The sequence below is a fragment of the Bradyrhizobium sp. genome (assembly GCF_035652035.1).
GTDB lineage: Bacteria > Pseudomonadota > Alphaproteobacteria > Rhizobiales > Xanthobacteraceae > Bradyrhizobium.
In genome coordinates this window covers 1-22913 of sequence record NZ_DASREO010000093.1, presented here as the reverse complement: position 1 = coordinate 22913, position 22913 = coordinate 1, and the positions used below count along the sequence as shown (strand labels likewise).

14 protein-coding genes and 2 pseudogenes are annotated in these 22913 nt (G+C 62.4%); 13 read left to right on the top strand and 3 right to left on the bottom strand.

Features of this window, described 5'->3' with window-relative positions:
* The first annotated feature begins 93 nt into the window (after window positions 1-93).
* The 7 genes from VFB05_RS25170 (at window position 94) to VFB05_RS25140 (ending at window position 11629) form a co-directional block, all read left to right on the top strand.
* A complete protein-coding gene (locus tag VFB05_RS25170) occupies window positions 94-1581 on the top strand; it encodes an FAD-binding oxidoreductase (protein WP_325017415.1) in 1488 nt (495 codons plus the stop codon).
* A gap of 102 nt (window positions 1582-1683) precedes the next feature.
* The gene (msrB, locus tag VFB05_RS25165; RefSeq protein WP_325017413.1) at window positions 1684-2184 is read left to right on the top strand and encodes a peptide-methionine (R)-S-oxide reductase MsrB; all 501 of its coding nucleotides are present in this window, start codon (window positions 1684-1686) and stop codon (window positions 2182-2184) included.
* A 372-nt stretch (window positions 2185-2556) separates the two neighbouring features.
* On the top strand, window positions 2557-4704 hold the full coding sequence (locus tag VFB05_RS25160) for a flagellar hook-basal body complex protein (protein ID WP_325017411.1): 2148 nt from the start codon (window positions 2557-2559) through the stop codon (window positions 4702-4704).
* Window positions 4705-4753: 49 nt separating this feature from the next.
* The gene (gene flgK / locus VFB05_RS25155; RefSeq protein WP_325017409.1) at window positions 4754-6622 is read left to right on the top strand and encodes a flagellar hook-associated protein FlgK; all 1869 of its coding nucleotides are present in this window, start codon (window positions 4754-4756) and stop codon (window positions 6620-6622) included.
* Between the two features lie 10 nt (window positions 6623-6632).
* Window positions 6633-8612, top strand: coding sequence for a flagellar protein (locus VFB05_RS25150; protein ID WP_325017406.1), 1980 nt, complete (start codon window positions 6633-6635; stop codon window positions 8610-8612).
* Window positions 8613-8838: 226 nt separating this feature from the next.
* Window positions 8839-10380, top strand: a complete 1542-nt coding sequence (locus tag VFB05_RS25145; RefSeq protein WP_325017404.1) for a hypothetical protein — start codon at window positions 8839-8841, stop codon at window positions 10378-10380.
* Window position 10381: 1 nt separating this feature from the next.
* On the top strand, window positions 10382-11629 hold the full coding sequence (locus VFB05_RS25140) for a hypothetical protein (protein ID WP_325017401.1): 1248 nt from the start codon (window positions 10382-10384) through the stop codon (window positions 11627-11629).
* A 19-nt stretch (window positions 11630-11648) separates the two neighbouring features.
* Here the strand turns inward: VFB05_RS25140 and VFB05_RS25135 are convergent.
* Window positions 11649-13316: pseudogene (locus VFB05_RS25135) on the bottom strand (putative bifunctional diguanylate cyclase/phosphodiesterase); the annotation flags it as partial.
* Between the two features lie 212 nt (window positions 13317-13528).
* Window positions 13529-14680 carry an FIST signal transduction protein gene (locus VFB05_RS25130; RefSeq protein ID WP_325017399.1) on the bottom strand — a complete coding sequence of 384 codons (1152 nt, stop codon included), beginning with the start codon at window positions 14678-14680 and terminating at the stop codon, window positions 13529-13531.
* 195 nt (window positions 14681-14875) lie between these two features.
* On the opposite strand from VFB05_RS25130, the gene VFB05_RS25125 reads away from it, so the two are divergent.
* The 5 genes from VFB05_RS25125 (at window position 14876) to VFB05_RS25105 (ending at window position 21905) form a co-directional block, all read left to right on the top strand.
* The gene (locus tag VFB05_RS25125; protein ID WP_325017397.1) at window positions 14876-16612 is read left to right on the top strand and encodes a CocE/NonD family hydrolase; all 1737 of its coding nucleotides are present in this window, start codon (window positions 14876-14878) and stop codon (window positions 16610-16612) included.
* 96 nt (window positions 16613-16708) lie between these two features.
* Window positions 16709-18310, top strand: coding sequence for a tetratricopeptide repeat protein (locus VFB05_RS25120; protein ID WP_325017395.1), 1602 nt, complete (start codon window positions 16709-16711; stop codon window positions 18308-18310).
* Window positions 18311-18398: 88 nt separating this feature from the next.
* Window positions 18399-19178: a hypothetical protein gene (locus VFB05_RS25115; RefSeq protein WP_325017393.1), complete on the top strand. Its 780-nt coding sequence runs from the start codon at window positions 18399-18401 to the stop codon at window positions 19176-19178.
* Window positions 19168-20433, top strand: a complete 1266-nt coding sequence (locus VFB05_RS25110) for a hypothetical protein (RefSeq protein WP_325017391.1) — start codon at window positions 19168-19170, stop codon at window positions 20431-20433. Before VFB05_RS25115 ends, VFB05_RS25110 begins: the two co-directional genes overlap by 11 nt.
* The gene (locus tag VFB05_RS25105) at window positions 20430-21905 is read left to right on the top strand and encodes an aspartate aminotransferase family protein (protein ID WP_325017389.1); all 1476 of its coding nucleotides are present in this window, start codon (window positions 20430-20432) and stop codon (window positions 21903-21905) included. Before VFB05_RS25110 ends, VFB05_RS25105 begins: the two co-directional genes overlap by 4 nt.
* A gap of 26 nt (window positions 21906-21931) precedes the next feature.
* On the opposite strand, the gene flbT is transcribed toward VFB05_RS25105, so the two are convergent.
* On the bottom strand, window positions 21932-22348 hold the full coding sequence (gene flbT, locus VFB05_RS25100) for a flagellar biosynthesis repressor FlbT (RefSeq protein WP_325017387.1): 417 nt from the start codon (window positions 22346-22348) through the stop codon (window positions 21932-21934).
* A 357-nt stretch (window positions 22349-22705) separates the two neighbouring features.
* On the opposite strand from flbT, the pseudogene VFB05_RS25095 reads away from it, so the two are divergent.
* Window positions 22706-22913 (top strand): annotated as a pseudogene (locus tag VFB05_RS25095) (flagellar protein); the annotation flags it as partial.

Sequence of the window (22913 nt, the reverse complement as noted above, 5' to 3'; positions counted from 1 at the left end):
TCCGATTCGACTGGGACAATCCGGATTAAATACAGAGTAGAACTTGGGAGAAGACAAGGTGACAACACCCTTGTCGATCCCGTAAAAAACGGCATGAACGATATTTTGTCCGGGGACGGTGACGGGATCGATGGCAGCCGCGCGCGGCTGACTTTCGATGTCGATGCAGACATTTGCGTGGTTGGCGGAGGGCTCGCCGGCCTGACGGTCGCGCTGGAGGCGGCGCGGCTCGGCGCCAGCGTCGTCGTGCTGGAAGGCCGCCACATCGGCTGGGGCGCCTCGGGCGGGCTGCTCGGCACTGTGATGCCGGGCTACAATCTTGCGCTGAAGGATTTGGTTGCACGCATTGGCCTTGAGGATGCCAGGGAGCTCTGGGACCTGTCGAAAGAAGGCGCCGAATATGTTCGCGCGCAGGCAACCGAAGAGCTGATGCCGGGGATCTCGGCGAGCGATGGCGTGCTCGAAGTTTCCAATGTCGACGTCGGCGATCGTCTGATCAGCGAATTGCAAATGTTGAACGAAGATTTCGCGACCGAAGTCGAGGGATGGCAGGTCGATCAGGTTCGCGCGCAGCTGAAGACCGGCCGCTACTTTCACGGCGTCTATTTCCCGAAAGCGTTTCAGATCGACGGCCGCAAGTACATCCATGGCCTCGCGGCGCTCGCCAAGCGCGCCGGCGCCCGCATTTTCGAGGACACGCCGGTGGTCGGCATCGATGCATCCGGCATCCGCAAGCGCATCGTCACGCCGTCGGCGAGATTGCGCGCCTCGCACATCGTTCTTGCCGGCAATGTTCATCTCGGTGCGCCATCGCGGCGTCTGTCGGAGACGTTGCTGCCGGTCTGGCGCTATGCCGGAATCACCGAGCCGCTTGGCGAGCGCGTAAAGGAGGCGATCGCGTTCAAGGGATCGGTGATCGATACCGATGGCGTCGATCAGTTTCGCCTCGTCGATGGCGATCGCTTGATGTGGGCGAGCCCCGAAACCACCTGGGACGCGCGCCCTCAGCGATTTGCGTCGGCCATATCGCGCCGCATCCAGACGATTTTCCCGCAGCTTGGCCGCGTCCATGTCTCCGACGTGTGGGGCGGCGCCATCGGGCAGACCGTGCACGGCATGCCGCAGATCGGCCAATTGCGCAAAGGCCTTTGGGTCGCGAGCGGTTTTGGCCGGCAGGGAATGAGTGCGTCCGCAATGGCGGGACAGTTGATCACCCGCAGCATTCTCTGGGGCGACGAACGCTGGCGACTGTTTTCGCCGTTCGAACTGGTATGGGCCGGCGGCGCAACGGGACGGGTCGCAGGGCATCTGATCGGCCTGTGGTCGCGCGGCAGTTCGGCGGCCGCCGGCGCGCTCGCCCGCTACCGCGAACGATTGCGCGAACAGGAACGCATTCGCGAGGCGAAGCTGGCAGAAGCCAACCGTTTGGCGGGCACAAGGCCGCCGCGGCCGCGCAAGCCCCCGGGTCAATCCACTCCGAGCCAGTCCAATCCGGGCCAGGCCAGCCCAAGGCCGCGCAACCGTCCGCCTGCCGAACGGCCGGAATCAGTCGGTGCCGGCCCGGGCGAGGAGGGCTCGTGAGGGCGCATCTCGCGGGAACGTGAGAAATTCTCGGCTGAGCCGGTGTAACTTTCTCCTGGTCGGGCCGTATCTTGGGCAAACCAGCTGCCACGGAGATTTCAAATGATCGATCGCCGTATCCTGCTTGCGACCACCGCCGGTCTGTTCGGCTTTGCTGCGCTCCGCTGGCTGCGCGGTGAACCCGCACACGCCGCGGAAAAGTTCGAGATCGAAAAGTCCGACGCGGAATGGCGCGCCCAGCTCACGCCGCAGCAATATGAAATCCTGCGCAAGGAAGGCACCGAGCGGCCCTGGACCAGCCCGCTGCTCAACGAGCACCGCAAGGGCACCTTCGCATGCGCCGGTTGCGACCTGCCGCTGTTTGCCTCCGAAACGAAATTCGAGAGCGGCACCGGTTGGCCGAGCTTCTATCAGCCGCTGGAAAATGCCGTCGGCAAGCGGGAAGACCGCACTTTCGGTATCAGGCGCACCGAAGTCCATTGCCGCCGCTGCGGCGGCCATCTCGGCCACGTCTTCGACGACGGTCCAAAGCCGACCGGTCTGCGCTACTGCATGGACGGTTACGCGCTCACCTTCCACCCGGCAACGCCCACTCCGAGCTAGTGTCCCGATTCCGAAGTTCGTAGCCTTTTGCGGCCCCACTTTAACGAAGTTCGGAATCGAAAGGACACTAGCCAACTATAAATTCAGTGTGGCTTTGGTTCAGAAGCCCGCATAGAGAAGTTGCCCAGAGAGCGATGCGGACTTCTGAACCGCCACACTGCGCTCGTTCGCATTTTACGGAACTTTGCTCCCGGCAATTGTTGCCCGCCCGGCAAATCCGCCCCGGTCTTTCTGGCCGGGGCTTTTTGTTTAAGTGACTGAAATTGCTCGAATGTCGCCTTTGGCACGGCGCTTGCGATGTCTCCTTCGACGATGGCTCTGCGTGGGCAAACCGCCCGCGTGGCCCAAGGGATCGAATGTGGAGACAAAGTTATGGGTATCTTCGACGCGCTTAACACGTCAGTGGGCGGCCTTCAGGCTCAGTCCTTCGCGTTGCAGAATATATCGGGCAACATCGCGAACGCCTCCACCGTCGGTTACAAGGGCATCAATACCTCTTTCGAGGACCTGATCCCGGAATCGCTGACGGTCGACAAGCAGGTCGCTGGCGGCGTCACGGCGCACGCGCAACAGACCATCACCACCCAAGGCACCGTCTCGAATTCGACGGTCGCGACCAACATCGCCATCAACGGCGACGGCTTCTTCAATGTGCAGAAGCCGACGGGCGTCACCGACAACGTTCCCACATTCAACGGCATCACCGACTACACGCGGGCCGGCGATTTTCAGGTCAACGCCAACGGCTTCCTCGTCAATAGCGCCGGCTATTACCTGATGGGCGTGTCGGTCGATCCGAAAACAGGCAACCCGCTGGGCAACGTGCCGACCGTTCTGCAATTCAACAACAACTTCGTTCCGGCGCAGGCGACGACCACCATTCAATATGCCGCCAACTTGCCGACCGTCCCGGTGACGACCGCGAGTCCGAACGCGACGCCCAAGACAATTACGGCGGCTGGCGGTCTCAACCAGGTCGACTTCGGCGCCAACAATCCGGTTGTGGCGGGGACGCCGGCGCAGCCCTTTACCAACGCGTCCGTGACAGGAAACGCAGCGGTCAACAACAGCTCGCCCGCGACAGCGATCACGTCAGGCACGCTGTTGAGTAATCTCAGCACTCCGGTGACCAGTGGCGACACCATCACCGTCGACGGCGCGGTCATCAATTTTACGAACGGCTCGGTAGTGACCCCTCCGACGGAGACGGGCGGAACTCTGACGGGCGGGGTCGACATCGCGACCGCTGCCATTTCTGATGCCTCGGCGCTCAACTTCAATGTTAACGGCACGGCGGTCACCCTGGCCGCCGGCACCGGTACTGGCCCGGGGGCAACGTTCTCGGCCACCGATATCAAGAATGCGATCAACGGTACCGCCGGCATTAATGTCACCGCAAGTGTCAACGCGGGTGGCGACATCGTTCTGACTCAAAACACTCCCTCGACCACCGCGATCACCGTCGGGGGCGCCAACGCGACGACGGTTTTTGGTAGCAGTCCCGCCACCGCAGCGCCATCGATCTCGCTCAATCCCGGCAACACGATTGGAGACCTTCTCAAGGCCGTCGACTTGGCCACCGCCAACACTGGCGCCGGCTCGACTCCGAGCAGCGTCTCGAGTGGTCAAGTGACCCTGAATTCGGGCATCAATAATGACCTCAAAGTCACCGGCGACACTGGCGGCACCTTCGCAGCGCTCGGCTTCACCACCGGAGGTCTTCCAGCTGCGACGCGGACCGGCGGCGGCCAGGCGGGCACCGGCTTTGTGATCGGTTCCGACGTCACCACCTTCGATAATGAAAGCATCAGCGGCGGTGCCATCACGGTCTACAACTCCGCCGGCACGCCGGTAAACGTTCAGCTCCGTTGGGCCATGACCGATAGCTCGACTCTCGGTGTCGGGCATTCGAACACCTGGAACCTGTTCTATCAGAGCGACCCCAGCGCCACTGGCAGCGCGGTGGCCTGGACCAACGTCGGCCAGAACTTCACCTTCAACGCCAACGGCAATCTGGTCAGTCCGGCAGGCGGCTCGGTCACGATCCCGAACCTCACCGTTGCGGGTCAAAACGTCGGCAACATCAACTTCAACTTCGCCTCGGGCGCGCTGACGCAATTTGCTTCCTCGGGCGGCAATGCGACCGTTGGCCAGATCACGCAGAACGGTTTTGCCGCCGGTCAGCTCCAGTCGGTTGCGATCAACAACTCTGGCCTCGTCGTCGGCACGTTCTCCAACGGGCAGAATATCGACCTCGCCGAGATCACGCTGTCGCACTTCAACGGCACGAACTATCTGCAAGCGCTCGACGGCGAAGCCTATGCGGCGACCGAACAGTCGGGGCCTGCGATTCTGGGGGCGTCGGGATCGATCTCGGGTTCGTCGCTGGAAGGCTCCAATACCGATATCGCCGACGAGTTCACGAAGCTGATCGTGACCCAGCAGGCCTATTCGGCCAACACAAAGGTGATCACCACGGCCAACGACATGGTTCAGAGTTTGCTGAACGTGCTGCGTTGATCGGCGCTGACCAGAAAGTCTGGCGTAATCTAATTCGAGGCGGGTAAAGATGGGTTTGAGTTCTGCCCTTGCCACTGCGATGAGCGGCCTGCGTGCCAACCAGGCCGCGCTCGCGATCACGTCGGGTAACATCGCCAACGCGCAGACGCCGGGCTATGTCACCGAGACGGCCAATCAGAGCGAACTGGCGACCGGCACCGGCGGCTCGACCGTCCAGGTCAACGGCGTCACCCGCGAACTCGACACGTTTATCCAGAGCCAGCTGCGTACCGAGACCGGCGGATCGGGCTTTGCCGATCAGATGTCGAACATCCTCGGGCAACTGCAAACCGTCTACGGCACACCGGGAGGCACCGGCACGCTGGAAACGGCGTTCAACAGTTTCACGACCGCATTACAGGGATTGTCGACCAATCCCGGCGGCCTGTCGGCGCAGACCACGGCGCTGGGCGCCGCCCAGACGCTGGCGCAGCAGCTCAACGCGACTTCGCAGGGTATTCAGACGCTGCGCTCGAATGTCGAGCAGGATATCGGAACGTCAGTCAGCCAGGCCAACGCGGACCTGAGCCACATCGCTTTGCTCAACAGCAAGTTGCAGGGACTGCAGCCGAACGATCCTTCGGCCGCGACATTGGAAGATCAGCGCGATAGCGCCATCAACGATCTGGCGAGTCTGGTCGACGTCAAGGTGACCACCGACAATGCCAACCAGGTCAGCGTCCTCACCACCACCGGCGTACAGCTCATCAGCGGCAGCCAGGCCTCGCAATTCGCGTTCTCATCGGCTGGGACGCTGAGCCCGAGCTCGCTCTACAACGCCGATCCGACCAAGAATGGCGTCGGCTCGCTGACGGTCAGGCTGCCGAACGGCGCCAGTATCGATGCGATCGCCAACAATGTGATCAGCTCGGGGCGGATCGCGGCCGACATCCAGTTACGCGACACGACCCTGGTGCAGGCGCAGAATCAGGTCGACCAGCTCGCCGCGTCGATGTCGAGTTCGCTGTCCGATCTGACGACGCAGGGCACCGCGGTTTCTTCGGGCCCGCTGTCCGGGTTTACCCTCGACCTGTCTAGTCTGCAGGCCGGCAACTCGATCAACCTGACCTACACGAACGCTCTCGGCCAGCAGCAGCAGGTAAAAGTCGTCGCGGTGACCGATCCGAGCGCGCTGCCGCTGGCGAGCCCGACGGGCACCAGCCCCCAGGTGATTGGCGTCAATATCACCGGTGGCGCCAGCTCGGTGGCATCGCAGTTGAACGGGGCGCTCGGCGCGAACCATCTGCAATTCTCCAATCCGTCGGGCAACACTCTGCAAATCGTGGCAAGTTCCGCCGACAACGTGACCGTCAACTCAGCCTCCACGACGACCACCGTGACGTCGCTGACCAGCGGCAACCCCCAGCTGGCTGTGTTTACCGACGCCGGTTCGGCTTATACCGGCGCCATCACCGGCAGCGGTTCGGAATTGACGGGATATGCGGGCCGTATCCAGGTCAATCCGGCCTTGCTCGCCAATCCGTCAGCCTTGACCGTCTACAACACCAATCCGCAAACGCCGGCCGGCGACAACACCCGCTCCAATTTCCTGTTTTCGCAACTGACTTCGGCCACATCGACCTTCTTGCCGCAATCGGGTCTTGGCTCGAAGACGGCGCCGTTCAACGGCACGATCGGAAATTACCTGCAGCAGTTCCTGAGTCTGCAGGCCAATGCGGCTTCCTCGGCGACGAACTTGCAGCAGGGCCAGGCCGTCGTCGTCAGTACGTTACAGCAAAAATTCAATTCGACGTCCCAGGTCAGCATCGACAACGAGATGTCGAATTTGATTGCGCTACAAAATTCCTACTCGGCCAATGCGCATTGCATGTCGGTTGTTCAGTCGATGATGGCTACCCTGATGCAGATCCAGCTGTAAGGCGGTCAAAATGAGTATCAACAGTATCGGTTTTAGCGGCTCGCTGTTCGGCCAGGCGGTGCTGAACCTCAACAATCAGCTCACCAACCTGTCGACAGAGCTTGCGACTGGAAAGAAATCGACGACCTATTCCGGCATGGGCCTCAATGAGGGCTTCGCGGTCGCAGCGCGCTCGCAGCTTTCGAACATCGCCGCCTTTGGTACGACCATCACCAACGTGAACACGATCATCGACGCCGCCAACACCGCGCTGCAGTCGCTGACCGCCACTGCCAAAACGGTGCAGAGCGATGCGGCCACCACCGAGGGCACCGTCAACGCTGACGGACAGACCGTCGCCCAGGAAAATGCGCTAAGCCAGCTGACCTCCATGGTGGGCATCCTCAACACCCAGGTCGGCAACCGCTACATCTTTTCCGGCAGCGCGATCAACACGCCGGCGGCTGCTTCCACCGACGACATCCTTAACGGCAACGGCACCCAGGCCGGCCTCAAGCAGGTCATCGCCGAGCGCGCGCAAGCCGACGGCACGACGGGACTTGGTCGCCTTTCGATCTCCTCGACGACTGTGACGGGAACGGCACCCACCAGCACGGGCTCGTTCTCGGTCTCCGAGGGGGCCGCCGGCTCGCCGTTCGGCCTGAAGCTCGGCTCGGTGTCGTCGAAACTGACCGGCGCCACGGTGACGGGTCCGTCCGGTTCGCCCGCCAGCGTGTCATTCAGCCTTCCGGCCAATCCCAATCCTGGCGATACGGTCACGCTCAACTTCAATCTCCCCGACGGTACGACCTCGTCGGTGACCTTGACGGCGACAAGCCAGAATCCGCCACCAACGGGCAGTTTCTTGATTGCCACGACGTCGACCGGTGCGGCAGACCCAGGCACGACGGCCCAGAATTTGAACGCAGCGCTGAATTCGGCGATCGGAACGCTGGCGAACACAACGCTGGTTGCGGCTTCCGCCGTGGCCGCGGGCAATGACTTCTTCGATCCGTCGAGCAGCGCCACCGGCGCGGTCGCCAACGACCAGCAGGCGACGCCGCAGCCGATTACAAGCGCGACCTTGCTCTCGGGCGCGGCCGGAACGGCCTCGCTCTCGACCGGCTTTGCGAACGGCGATGCGATCACGGTCAACGGCACGGCCATCACGTTTTCGACTTCATCGCCCACGTCGTTGACGGGGCCGACCTACAATATCAACCCGACTACCGGCACGGTCGGCAACCTGCTCTCGGCGATCGACTCGATCACCGGCACCACCACGCCATCCTCGATCGACGGCGGTGCCGTCACGATCAATACCCCGAGCGCTGCCAGTTTCTCGATCTCGGCCTCGTCGACCGATCCAAACGCGCAAGCAGCACTCGCGGCGCTCGGCTTCTCCTCGGGTGCGGGCACAGCCACGACGAATGCGTCAGGCACGACCATCACCGCGGTTCAGCCGCCGCTGCGAGTCCCATCGCCAGCGAGCACCGCGACCAAGCTCGTCAACGGCTCGGCCGACACGGTCGCCTGGTACACCGGCAACAACTCATCGAATCCGCGCGCGTCGTCGACTGCATTGATCGATTCGGATATTTCGGTTCAATACGGCATGCAGGCCAACGAGCAGGCGATCCGCCAGCAGCTCGAAGGCGTCGCGGTATTTGCCGCGGTAACGGAGTCGCCGACCGCGAGCAATTCGGCCGCGGTGGCGGCGGCGTTGAGTTCGCGCACCGCGGCCAACCTGACATCCCAGACCGGACAGCAACAGATCTCGGACATTCAAACCGATCTTGCCAACGCACAGACCACGATGCAGGCGGCAAGCGCGCGGCAAACCCAGACCCAGACCCAGCTGCAGAATATGGTCGACTCGACGGAGACGGTGTCGACGGAGCAGGTGGCGAGCGAGATTCTGGCGCTTCAGAACACCCTGAGCGCTTCCTACCAGACCACCTCCATCCTCTCCAAGCTGACGCTGACCAACTTCCTGCCGCCGGGTGGCTAGAAGGGGACGGCCTGAAGGCGCTGTGGTCGCGCGCCATAAAGCTTTCGTTAACCATAGCTGTTTACTTCTCTTAATGCGCGTTAACGCCGCGTTAGCGGCCGGCGGTGCTCTCTTGTTGGACCGCCAGCGCTGAGCTGGGCGAGGGTTGGCGATGCTGCACGGTAGCGTTCGATTCCAAATGGCGGATACGGCCGGCGTTGCGTCCCGCTCACGATCGGCGTCTGCGATGGCCGAACTGTTCGCGCCGCTTGACCTGCTGCTGGCCGCCGGTGGCGACTCGCGGCTGGCGATCAATCCGGCAAGCGGTCTCAACGAATACGGTTGTCAGCCATCGCCTTGCCCGGAAACGCTGAGCTTTTCCTCGAGCACCGCGACCTCGATTTCGGAGCGCGCCTTTGACCGGGCGCAAGCCGCGCGCGAAGGCCTGATGCGATCGGCGATCGATGTCGGGATCGACGCCGCCTTCGACGAGCGTATCGAGGAGCTGCGCGACGAGCTGCGGTTCTTCCTTGGTCTGACGCCAGCGATCGCCGACGTCGTTTTCTCGCCTTCGGGCACGGATTCGCAGTTGCAGGCGTTGTTTCTTGCCCGTGCGCTGCTCGGCCCGGAACTCGTCACCGTGGTCGTTGCTTCCGACCAGACCGGCAGCGGCACCGTCAATACGGCGCGCGGCTGCCATTTCAGCGCCGCGACCGCGAACGGCAGCCAGGTTCAAAAGGGCGAGCCGATCGCCGGGCTGGCGCAAGCCGTAACAAGCGTCGCGCTGCCGCTGTTCGGTGAGACCGGCCAGGCCCGCTGCCACACCGCAAGCGACCTCATGGTGATCGATGCGGTCGAGCGCGCCGTTGCACGAGGCGGCAAGGTGCTGCTGCAGGTGATGGATGCTTCGAAATTCGGCTGGCGCGCGCCAAGCGACGAGTGTCTCGATACGATCACGGCGCGCTGGCCCGATGACGTCCAGATCGTCGTCGATGCCTGCCAGATGCGGCTTGGCCGCGCGCGGCTGAAGCGATACCTCGAGCGCGGCTATCTCGTGATCGTCACCGGATCGAAGTTTTTCACCGGGCCTCCCTTCAGCGGCGCCGTGCTGGTGCCAGGCAGCCTGGCCCATCGTCTCGACGGAACGAGCGCCATTCCGCCCGGCCTGCTTGAATATTCCAGCCGCAGCGACTGGCCGCAAAACTGGCCGAGCCTGCGCTCGCGATTTCCGGTCCGGACGAATTTCGGCCAATGGTTGCGCTGGGAAGCGGCGATCGAGGAAATCGGCGCCTACTATCGCGTGCCGGACCAGTTTCGCCAAACGGCGCTCGCGACCTTCGGCCGCGCGGTTGAAGATCTGATCGCGGCCTCGCCTTCGCTCGATCTCTTGCCATGGCAAGAGCGGCCGCGCGATGACGCCGATGAAGAGCTGGCGCAGCGAACGATCTTTTCCTTCGTGGTCCGGCAAGGCGGCCGCATGCGATCGCTGGAACAGTGCCGCGCGCTCTATCGGCGCCTTGCGGGCAACTCAGGCCGCTCAACGCCTGGCGCGCAACCGTGCCTGATCGGCCAGCCGGTTGCGCTCGGCCGCGATCCGCAGCCAGCGGCGGCGCTTCGGATCAGCGCCAGCGCGCGCCTCGTCTCGCAGGCGTGGTCGCCGAATATCGATGTGGCCCATCGCAACCTGCAGCGCATCATCGACGACGCAGGCGCTGCGATCAAAAATCTCGAAGCCCTGCTTGCGGGCGCGGACGACATCAAACCAGTGGAAGTCACCCAAGGATCGTAAGATGGATCGTAACAGTACCGCGGCTGAACTCGGGCGTTATCCGAGCGCCGACCGGATTGGCTTTGCGCGGCTGACAAAAATGGCGTTTGACGGCGCGGATCTTCGCCCGCTGCGCGACCAGTTGCTCGAACAATTGAACAGCGGGACGGCAGGCGCCGGCGAGGGACTGGACCTGTCGCTGATTGCGCAGCTGCTGGGCGACAAACAGGCCGGCATGGCGATCCAGTCGGAAGTGCTTTCCTTTCATCAGCTGTATCGGTCGCCCTGTTCGTCGCAGCAGCCGAAACTGCGGGTGCTGGCGCTCGCGGCTGCGATCGACATGGGCGGCAACACGCCGATCGAATTTTTGCTGGAAAATTCCGCAATCGAACTCCAGACACTTTATGTCGTTGCCGGCGTCGATCTGCCGTCGCCGCTTCCCGAACATGACGTGGCCATTGTGATCGCGTCCGATTCGCAGGAATGCGTCGAGGCGCTCGCAAAGATCGATCGGCTTGCGGCGTCCTGGCCACGGCCGCTGCTCAATCCGCCACGGTTTGTCCGCAACCTCGATCGCGACAAGCTGCACGCTCTTCTGCGCGGCGTCGATGGGCTCGAAATTCCCGCGACATTCGGCGCAACGCGTGCAGAGCTGCAACGGGTCGCGGAAGCGCAATCGGATATGTCTTCGCTGGCGGCCGGATTGAAATTTCCGATCATTGCGCGGCCGCGCGGTTCGCATGCCGGCGTCGGTCTCGTCAGGCTCGACGATGCCGCTGGCCTCGCGCGATATCTTGCCGAGCGAGGCGAGCAGGCGTTCTTCGTCGCCCGCTTTGTCGACTATGCGAACACGGATGGTCTTTATCGCAAGTACCGGATCGTGTTCATCGGCGGCAAACCCTATGCCTGCCACATGGCGATCGCCGACCGTTGGGATATCTGGTACCTCAACGCCGGAATGGCGTTCAGCGCGGACAAGCGGGCCGAGGAGGAGCGCTTCATGCGCGACTTCGACAGCGACTTTGCGCTTCGCCACGGCGGCGCGCTGGCCGCGGTCGCGCGCCGCGTCGGTCTCGATTATTTCACGATCGACTGTGCGGAAACCAGGAACGGCGATCTCCTGATCTTCGAGGCCGACAACACGGCGGTGGTCCACAACATGGATTCGCCCGAAGTGTTTCCCTACAAGCCGCCGCAGATGAAAAAGATTTTCGACGCGTTTGCCGCGATGCTCTCGTGCGCCGGCTTTGACCGGGAACGCGCCGCGTAAAGACGGTCAATGTCGGGCGCTAAGCGGCCTTCTTCGGGCCGGACTGCAACATCCGCAGGATGTCGGCCGCGGGAACTGGTCGGCTGAACAGGAAACCCTGCATTTCCGAACAGCCAAGCGCGCGCAGCGACTCCCGCTGCTCGGACGTCTCGACGCCCTCGGCCAACGTCATCATGTCGCGGGCGGCTGCGATGTTCACCACGGCCTGCACGATCGACGAGCCGCCTTGGGTAGCAAGGTCGTTGACGAAGCAGCGATCGATCTTGATCTTGTCGAAGGGGAAGCGCTGCAAATAGCTCAGCGACGAGTAGCCGGTGCCGAAATCGTCCAGCGCAATTCGTACGCCGAGCGCGCGAAGCTGATGCAGGACGGCAAGCGCCGCGTCATCGTCGCGAATAAGGACGGCTTCGGTGATTTCGAGCTCGAGCCGCCGCGGCGGAAGCCGTGAGGCTGCCAGGGCAGCTGCGATCTTCAGCGCCAGCGTGCCGCTCTTGAACTGAACCGGCGAGACGTTGACCGCTAGCTTGAAGTCTCCCGGCCATGTCATGGCGTCCTTGCAGGCGGTGTTCAGCACCCATTCGCCGAGTTCGTTGATCAAGCCGGTCTCTTCGGCGACCGGAATAAAGTCGGCCGGCGAAATCATGCCGCGGTCGGGATGCCGCCAGCGCACCAGCGCCTCGCAGCCGGTGATCTTGTTGTCCTCGAGGCTGACGCAGGGCTGGTAGTAGACCTCGAACGTGCCGTCGAGCAGGGCCTGGCGGATGTCCATCTCGAGCATGCGCCGCGCCTTGACGCGCGCGTCCATCGCCGGTTCGAAGAACCGCCAGGTACGCCGCCCGGCCGATTTGGCCGCATACATCGCAAGATCGGCATTCTTGAGAATCTGGTCGAGATCGGTGCCGTGCTTGGGCGCAACCGCGATGCCGACGCTGGCGTCTGTGGTGACGTGATGGCCGAAGCATTCGAAGGGCGTGCGAATGGCCTCGAAGACTCGCGTCACGAGGCCAATGATCTCGGCCTGGTTGCCGATCGCAGTCTGCATGATGGCGAATTCGTCGCCGCCAAGACGCGCGATGAATTCGTTCGGACCGGCCTGGCTGGAGAGGCTGGCGGCGACCGACTGCAGCAGTTCGTCGCCCGCCTGGTGGCCGAGCGTGTCGTTGACGCTCTTGAATTCGTCGACGTCGATATAGAGCACCGCGAGTTGCTGGTTCGGCGCGATCCGGCCGAGCTCTTCCTTCAGCCGCTCGTGGAACAGCGCGCGGTTCGGCAGGTCGGTCAGCGCATCGTAGTGGGCGAGATGCCTGATCTGCGCCTCCGTACGCCGGCGCTCGGTGATGTCCTCATGGGTTGCGACCCATCCGCCGCTCGCGACCGGCTTGTTGACGATCTGGATCGTTCGCCCGTCCGGCGTCTCGGTCTGGAAATGGCAGGTCTTTCCTTCCCTCAGGCCACGGGAGAGGGCGGCGCAGTATTCGTCGACGTCGCCGTTGAACGCTCCGGTCTCCTTGCGATGAGCGATAATATCGCGGAGAGCGATGCCGGGTTTGACGATCTCGGGCGATAGCCCGTACATCGCAAGATAGCTCTGGTTGCAGACGATTAGCCGCGACGTTGAATCGAACAGCAACAGACCCTGCGTCATATTGTTGATGGCGATGTCGAAGCGCAGGTTTTGCGCCTGCAACTCGGCCGAGCGCTTGGCGACGAGTCCTTCGAGGTTGCGACTGACGACGTCAACCTCCTCGATCATCAGCGACATCGAGCGGTCGGTGCGGCGACGGTCCCGATCGAATTCGTCATAGGCGTTGCTGACGAGTTCGGCGAGCGCGTCGATGTCGACGACGCCGGCTGCGTCGGTGGCCTTTGCGATCTGCTTGACGATCAGGCGGTGCATGGTCAGCCCCCCACCTCGGCGAACGATGTGACGGTCATCGTCTGATTGTGCAACTCGCAGATTCCGGATTTGGCGTGCGGTGAGATCTCGCCATAGGAATAGAAGCCAAGCCGCAGCGTTTCGTCGCCAAGCTCGAAGCCGGCGGCCTCCGTTTCATCGGAGACGTGTTGTCCCATCAGGAGGCGGCGGCCAATGCAGCTCACCAGGATCGAAAACTGGTGATCGTCCTTTGCGGACCTGAGCCCCGCGCGCGCCTGGCGCGCGGCATCGGCGGCGCCTTCGGCCAGCCGGTCGAAATTGCCGCGCATCAATTGCGCAGTCCATCCTTGCGGGACGTCGCCGGCAAATGTCATGGAACGCCTGTCGCGATCGACCGCGAGCACGGTCCGCACCACGGCGGAGTCGGGTTGTTCGGCGTCGTGAACCTGGATTGGAAACAACAGCGCCGAACCCGGCAGGCCTTTGGAATCCTCTGGTCCGAGATAGCGCTCGTAAAGGTCGAGAGCTGGTTCGCCGTCGAGTTCGAACAAAATATTGCCGGCCGATCGCGTCACCTGGCGGCGCGGCCCGAACAGGTCCCAGCCGCCGGCGCTGCCGTGCCCGATCCTGATGGCCTTGCCGTAGAAGCCGACGCCGACCACCAAACGCGGTTGCGGTGCGCAATCGCCGCCGACGAGTGTCTCGTTGAAGTCGGCGCCGTCGCCGGCCAATCCGCCGGTCAGCGGAACAGTCGAGCCGATTGCGGAAACGAGCCCATTGACGAGATCGCTGCCATTGACATTGAGGCCATCGGAAAGAAGGAACACGCCGGCGAGTTCATCGTCGCTCAATTCTCTTCCGATCGCCTCGCCGCAATCCCACGACGCGGATGCGCCGGAAATCTGGCGGCTGACCAGCCGCAGTCTCGTCGAGTCGAAGCGGATGGCAGCGGCGACGACATCCTCGTCGCTCACGTCGCTGTTGTTGATCTGTCCGCCGGTGCTGCAACCGAGGATGTGGGCTTTCGGAAACATCTTGCGGAGTTCGTGATAACGCGTGCCGCAGGCCAGCGCGTCGCGCGTGCCGAAATAGAAAACAAGCGCGACTTTCTCCGGCTGTTCGATCGCCGGATTCCAGCCTGCGTGCAGATTCCAGGTGATCTGCTGCGAGTGCATTTTATCTCCGCCGCGCTGTTTCGGTTGCGCGGCTATCCACTATGCGTTGGCCCCTGAAAACTTGGTTAGACCGACCGGCGGTCCTCACAGGTTGGCGATCATTCGAGGTCTATGCTTGACGCGTTGCTAACGGTGCCTGCAGATTTCGCCGATATCCGAGAAAGCCGGCGTTAAGGGTTCGGGAGGGGCAGCAAAATGGTCAGGCGGAGCCAACAGGACAACATGCTCATCGAATGGGACGTCGGCATCCCCATGGACGACGGCCTGGTGGTTCGGGCCGACGTGTTCCGGCCGGCGGCCGAGGGAAAATGGCCGGTGCTCCTGACCTACGGACCCTATGCGAAGGGACTGGCGTTTCAGAAGGGCTATCCGAGCGCGTGGGCGAACATGATATCAGGCCATCCCGACGTCGCGTCCGGATCGAGCAACAAATATCAGAACTGGGAGGTGGTCGACCCTGAGAAATGGGTACCGCATGGCTATGTTTGCGTGCGCGTCGATTCCCGCGGCACCGGCCGCTCACCGGGCACGATCGATCATTTCTCGCCGCGCGAGACACGCGATTTCTATCAATGCATCGAATGGGCCGGCGTGCAGCCGTGGTCGAGCGGCAATGTCGGTCTGAACGGCGTTTCGTATTACGGCATCAATCAATGGCATGTCGCCTCACTGCAGCCGCCGCATCTGAAAGCGATGTGCATCTGGGAGGGCGCCGCCGATTGGTACCGCGACATGACGCATCATGGCGGCATCCTCTCGACCTTCTGGGCAAATTGGTACGACATGCAAGTCAAGACCGTGCAATATGGCCTCGGCGAAAGAGGACCGCGCAGTGCGGTGACCGGTGCGCTGGTGTGCGGCGACGAGACCCTGTCCGACCAGGAGCTCGCGCGCAATCGCGCGAGCTTTGGCGACGAGATTCTCGCCCATCCTTTGGATGACGATTACCACAAGTCACGCTCTCCCGATTGGAGCAAGGTCACGGTGCCGTTTCTGTCGGCGGCCAATTGGGGCGGGCAGGGGCTGCATCCGCGCGGCAATTTCGAAGGGTTCGTCCGTGCGGCTTCACAGCAGAAGTGGCTCGAGTGCCACGGGCTCGAGCACTGGACTCATTTTTACACCGATTATGGCCGCGAGCTGCAGCGCCGCTTCTTCGACTTCCATCTCAAGGGCGAAGCGAATGGCTGGGACGAGCAGCCGAAGGTGCAGCTTCAGGTTCGTCACGTCGACAAGTTTGTCGAACGCCATGAGACCGGCTGGCCGCTGCCCTCGACGCGCTGGACCGAGTTCTATCTCGATCCGCGCAACCAGACGCTCTCGTTGCAGCCGCCGGCAGAAGAGGCCGAGATCAGTTTTGCGGCTGGCGGCGACGGGCTGACCTTCATGTCGGAGCCGCTTGCGGACGAAACCGAGATCACCGGGCCGCTGGCGACTCGCCTGCGCATCTCCTCGAGCACCGAGGATGCCGACATCTTCCTCGTCTTTCGTGTCTTCACGGCAGATCTGCGCGAGGTCACGTTTCTTGGCGCGATCGATCCGCACACGCCGGTGGCGCAGGGCTGGTTGCGCGCTTCGCACCGCAAGCTCGACGGAAAATTGTCAAAGCCGTATCGTCCCTATCACAGTCACGACGAAGTGCAGCCGCTACAGCCCGGAAAACCCGTCGACCTCGCCGTCGAACTGTGGCCGACATCGATCGTCGTCCCGAAGGGGTATCGCATCGCTTTAAGCGTGCGCGGCAAGGACTACGTCTGGCAAACCAGCACGGGCGCAAAACTTTCCAACTTCAAGAACGAGCTCTTGGGATGCGGGCCATTCCTGCATGACGATCCCCGCGACCGGCTGCAAAGACTGTTTGCAGGAACGACCACGTTGCATTTCGACCGGCGGGGCAGTTGCAGCCTGTTGCTGCCGATCATTCCGCCCCGCTAAGCCGCCGAACCGGTTTCGAAAATGATAGGATTCCCGAACGCGGCATGATTCGACCGCGGCACCCGCGCGCGATTTTCCCGATCCGGAGCTTCCCGTTTGTCGCACCAATTCAAGAGCGCATCGAGCGGGACCCCGAACCTGGCGCGCTTGCAGCGCCAGGCGCTGAGTGCGTTCGAGCAAGGTCATTTCGACAAGGCCGAGCGGCTATGCGCGGCGATCCTCGAATATCGCAACGACGATTTCGATGCGCTGAATCTCGCTGGCTTCGTCCGCCTGCAACGCGGCCGTCACCTTGAGGCGATCGGTTTTCTGACGAGGGCCGTGAAGGCCAACCCGCGTTCGTTCGATGCCGTGTCGAATCTCGGCCTTGCGTTTCACGGGGCCGGGCGCCTTGCGGAGGCCGTCGCGCAGTATCGGAACGCGCTGGCGCTGGCGCCGCGTCATCCTGAAATTCTCTATAATCTCGGCAACGCTTATCTTGCGCAGGATCGTATCGATGATGCGCTCACAAGCTATGACGAGGCGCTGGCGCAAAAACCTTCGCATACCGGCGCGTGGGTCAACCGCGGCAACACGCTGTTGCGATTTAATCGCCCGGCGGATGCGCTTGCGAGTTATGACAAGGCGCTTGCGACCATGCCTTCTCATCCGCAGATACTGACCAATCGCGGGCATGCGTTGCGCCGGCTCAACCGGCCGCAGGAGGCGCTGGCCGATTTCGCAGCGGCGCTTTCGAAAGCGCCTGAATTTCCCGAAGCCCATTTCGAGATGGCGCTGGCCCGCATGACGCTCGGCGATTTCGATGCCGGGTGGAAACAATACGAGTGGCGCTGGAAGACAGGTGCGTTTGCCGACAAGCGGCGCGCGTTCCGCCAGCCGCCGTGGCTGGGCGATGCGCCGCTTGCGGGCAAAACCATCTTGCTTCATGCCGAACAGGGCTTCGGCGACACCATCCAGTTCATCCGTTATGCGCCGTTGCTTGTTGAGCGCGGCGCGCGGGCGATCTGCGAAGTCCAGCCGGAGCTGGTTTCGCTGTTGTCGCAGTTCGAAGGCGTCGAGGTCATCGCCAAAGGCGGCAAGCTGCCGGCTTTCGACCTGCATTGCCCGCTATTGAGCTTGCCGCTCGCTTTCGGCACCAGGCTTGAGACGATCCCGGCCGCAACTCCTTATCTCGCGGCTCCCGCATCACGAATAGCGCATTGGCGCGACCGTCTCGGCCAACGTGCTCCACGCGCCGGTTTCGTCTGGTCCGGCTCGACAGCCCACAAGAACGACGCCAACCGTTCGATCCCGCTGGCGCGGCTCGCATCGTTCTTCGAAGAGCTGCCGCTGGCATGCGTCAGCCTGCAACGCGAGATGCGCGAGGCCGACCGTTTGGTCTTGCAGCGCTTGCCTGACCTCACCGATCTCGGGGCGGAACTTTCCGATTTCAGCGACACCGCTGCCGTCATTTCGCTGCTCGACGTCGTCGTCTCCGTCGACACGGCGGTTGCGCATTTGGCAGGCAGCCTGGGCAAGCAGGTCTTGATCCTGCTGCCGCATGCGGCGGATTTTCGCTGGCTGCGCGAACGGCACGACACGCCGTGGTATCCGACGGCCAAATTGTTGCGGCAGCCGTCCTTCGGCGACTGGGACAGCGTCATCGCCGGCCTTGCCGACGAAATCCAAGGCCATATCGGGGCAGGGAGCGCCCGTTAGGATTTCGTTAACCACGTCTGTTTACTGATTGGTGACGATTGCGGCCGGGACTCCCACGGAAGGCGGGGAGGAGCCGCGGGAGCCCCTGATGACCGAGCCGATTCACCTCGTCGTGGCCACGCCTTGCTTTGGTGGCCAGGTCTCCACCATCTATGTCAACTCGGTCTTCGCGTTGCAGAGCGCGGTGCGATCGCTGTCGAACCTGCGCCTCAAGGTCGAATTGCGCGACGGCGATGCGCTGATCACGCGGGCGCGCGCCAACCTGATGACGACCTTCCTCGACGATCCCACCGCGACGCATCTGTTATTTATCGATGCCGACATCGGCTTTACGCCCGATCAGGTGTTCCGCCTGATCGAATCCGGCGCCGACGTCGTCGCCGGCGTCTATCCGATCAAGCGCGTCAACTGGGAGAAAGCGCAACGCGCCATCGAGGGTCGGCGGCCGAATTTGCCGGCGGCATCGCTCGATTACGTGCTCGAGATCAACGATCCCGAGCATGTCGCTGTCGTCAATGGCTTCACCCGCGTGCGCTACGCGGGCACCGGCTTTCTGATGATCCGTCGCCACGTTTTCGAAAAGATGTGCGCGCATCCGGATTATGCACCGCTGCAATTTCATCGCGAACACTCGCACGACAGGCTTGCCGGAAGCCCGAACCGCTTTGCGTTGTTCGAATGCATGATCGATCCTTCGACCGGCACTTATCTCAGCGAGGATTTTGCCTTCTGCAAGCGCTGGACCGATATCGGCGGTGAAATCTGGGCCGATCTCCAGAGCCGCCTCGATCATGTCGGCCCGTCGGTGTACCGCGGAGAAGTCGCCTCGCAATTTGCAAGTCCGGCGCAGGCGAGCGATGCGGCCTGAGGCGGAGGCTGCATGTTCGAACCGAACCGGCAGCTCCCGGCCGCGTTGTGCTGAACGCATCGGCCTAGCGAGACTGACGCGCGCAGCCGAAGCCGGACACGATCTTCGCCCGCTGTGGCTGCGGCTGATCGCAAGACTGCTTGACGGCAGCATCGAAGCTGGCGAGGGGCTCGACCTGTCCGTGATTGCGCAACTGCTCGGCGACAAGGAAGCGGGGCTGGCGATCCAGCACGCAATTCTCTCCTCGCATCAGCTATTCCGCTCGCCCTGCGCGGCAAAACCGCCTCGCTTGCGGATTCTCGCGCTGGCCGCGGCCACCGACATCGGCAGCAACACGCCGATTGAATTCCTGCTGGAGCATAGCGGCATCGAGCTGACGACGCTGTATGTCATGCCGGACGTCGACTGGCCCGACTGGCTGCCTGATCATGACGTCGCGATGGTGATCGCTTCCGACTCCGATGATTGCCGCAGCGCGCTCGACAAGATCGCTCACGCCATGACGCACTGGCCGCGGCCGCTGCTCAATTCGCCACAGCTGATCGGTCGTCTCGATCGCGACAAGCTGTATGGTCTGCTCAACGGAGTGGAGGGACTTCAGATTCCGCCGACGGTCTGTGTTGCTCGCAAGCAGCTCGAGAAGCTCGCGCGATCAGAGCTCGCGCTCCCGGATTTGTGTTCCGGCATTTCCTTTCCCGTCATCGTTCGGCCGCGCGGTTCGCATGCCGGCAAAGGTCTCGCCAAGCTCGACAATGCAATCGCGGTCGAGCGCTATCTCGGCGAGCATCCGCAAGAACAGTTCTTCATTTCAGGCTTCGTGGATTATCAAGGCGACGACGGTTTGTTCCGCAAGTATCGCCTCGTCTTCGTCGATGGGCGCCCTTACGCGTGCCACGCTGCGATCGCGGATCGCTGGGACATCTGGTATATGAACGCACAGATGGCGGCGAGTGAGGACAAGCGGGCCGAGGAGGCGGCGTTCATGCAAACGTTCGACCATGCTTTCGCGCAGCGTCATCGCGCGGCGCTGTCAGGCCTTTCAAATCGCGTCAAGCTTGATTATTTCACGGTGGATTGCGCGGAAGCCAAAGACGGGTCGTTGTTGATTTTCGAGGCCGACAACACGGCGATCGTCCATGATATGGATTCGACCGACATCTTTCCGTACAAGGTGCCGCAAATGCGAAAAGTATTCGATGCCTTTGCCGCGATGTTGTTCCGCCGCGCGGGCCGCGCCAGTGAGGCGGCTGCATGAGCAGCGCGGCAAAGAAGCGATCTCAGGAGTTGGGACCGAGCGAAACACTCGATCCCGCGAACTGGGATGCGCTTCGGGCAGAAGCTCATCGCATGCTCGACGATACCATCGATTATATCGCCGACATTCGCGAGCAGCCGGTGTGGCGTCCGATTCCCGACGACGTGCGCGCGCGTTTTCGCGAGGGACTTCCGCGCGGGCCTTCGGAGCTCGGCGAGATCTACCGGCAATATTCGGAGCTCATCGCGCCCTATGCGACCGGCAATGTTCATCCGGCCTTCATGGGATGGGTGCATGGCGGTGGCAATGCGATCGGCATGCTGGCGGAGATGCTGGCGGCCGGACTCAATGCCAATCTCGGCGGCCGCGATCACATGCCGATCGAGGTCGAGCGTCAGATCACCGAATGGACGCGGACGATGCTCGGCTTTCCGCAAGGCGCGAGCGGCGTCTTCGTCACGGGAACGTCGATGGCGAACCTGATGGCGGTGTGGGTGGCGCGAACGGCAGCGCTGGGGAAAGAGGCGCGGCAGCACGGTCTCGGCGGTGAAGGCGCGTTGCTCACGGCCTACACATCGAAAGCAGCGCATGGTTGCATCTCGAAGGCGATGGATCTCGCCGGCTTCGGCACCGATGCATTGCGCTGCATGCCGGTCGACCGATCGCATCGTGTCGACGTGGAAGCGATGCGGATTCAGATCAGGCGCGATCGCGAAGCCGGCTTGCGGCCTTTCCTCGTGGTTGGCTCGGCTGGCACCGTCGATGTCGGAGCGATCGACGATCTCCCAGGCCTGAGCGCGCTGTGCCGCGAAGAGAAACTCTGGTTTCATGTCGACGGCGCCTATGGCGCACTCGGCATGCTCTCAGCCTCGATTGCGCCGCGCCTTGCCGGCCTGGAAGCGGCCGATTCCGTCGCGCTCGATTTCCATAAATGGGGACAGGTGCCCTATGACGCGGGCTTTCTGCTGGTTCGCGATCGACAGCGTCATCTCGATACGTTCGCCGCACCCGCAGTCTACCTGCGGCGCGAGACGCGAGGTCTCGCCGCGGGCTCGCCCTGGCCCTGCGATCTCTCACCCGACCTGTCGCGCGGATTCCGTGCGCTGAAGACGTGGTTCACGTTGAAGGCATTCGGCAGCGAAAAACTCGGCGCGATGATCGAGCGCACCTGTGCGCTTGCACGTTATCTGGAAGCGAAGGTTTTGGCGGAGCCGCGGCTGGAACTGCTGGCGGGCGCGCAGCTCAACATCGTCTGCTTCCGCTATCGCGCTGACGATGCCGACAGCGTCAATCGCGAGATCGTGGCGGATATCCAGGAATCCGGAATGGCTGCGCCGTCGACCACGACGCTGAATGGAAAGCTTGCGATCCGCGCGGCCATCGTCAATCACCGCACCGACGCGCGCGATCTCGATGCGCTTGTGTCGTCAGTGCTTGAATTCGGCGCGCGGCGTTCACCGGCCGCCAATTGATCTTCAGTCAGGCTTAAGCGATCGGCTCAGGCGGCTTGCTTCGCAGCCTGCTTGGCGCGGGCGTGGTCGAGAAGCTTCTTCTCGTAGGCCACGAGCTTCCGCGCTTCCTTCAGTGCCTGATACAGATCACCGTTGAGGATGTTGATGTTGATCCCCTCGATGATCGGCCACATGCTTGGCGCCGTGGTCACGAGATCGCGCAGCAGGTTGAAATAGGTGCCGTGATTGTCCCGCTTGTCCGGCGAAATGTACATCAGCTGCACAGCCAGATAGATCAGCTTGGCCGGTGTATCCGCGGTTTCCGGGGTCAGGATGTCCTTTTCCCGCAGGATCGGAATCTTGTCGCCGTCGATCAGAAGGCGGGCGCGCTGATCGGTATTGGTGATCACGCAGGAGCCGATGATGATCCGCTCGTGTGGTTTGAGTTCGACTTTTAGCGCCATGCCTGTTCTCCGCTGTCGCTTGTTATGGGACGGAATGTTTGGAAATTTGCATGATCAGACGCTCACAACGCGCCGTCGACGGACTCACATCAATCGCAGCCAGATCGGAGTCTTCCCGAGTCGCCCTTAACAATTCGTAAACGCCGCTGGCTGCCTCAGAATTCCCGAGCGATTCCAATGGGCTGGGATGGCCGCCGCTATGGTGAAAAATCCGTAATTGGCTTTGTTTTTCAGGTATTTAGCTCAATTTGAAAGATCGGATTCATGCTTTGTTAGAGGGGCCGCTTCCACGGTGCGCGGACACCTGATCCTGGATGGGTCAGGTCAGTTTTAGTTTCACACCAGAAAGGTATGAACATGTCCGGTATCGTTCTTTCGGCGTCAGTCCGCCAAAACCTCCTCTCCCTCCAGTCAACCGCTTCGTTGCTCGCAACGACCCAGAATGACCTCGCCACTGGCAACAAGGTCAACTCAGCCCTCGACAACCCCACCAACTTCTTCACGTCGCAGTCGCTGAACAACCGCGCTTCCGACATCGGCAACCTGCTCGACAGCATCGGCAACG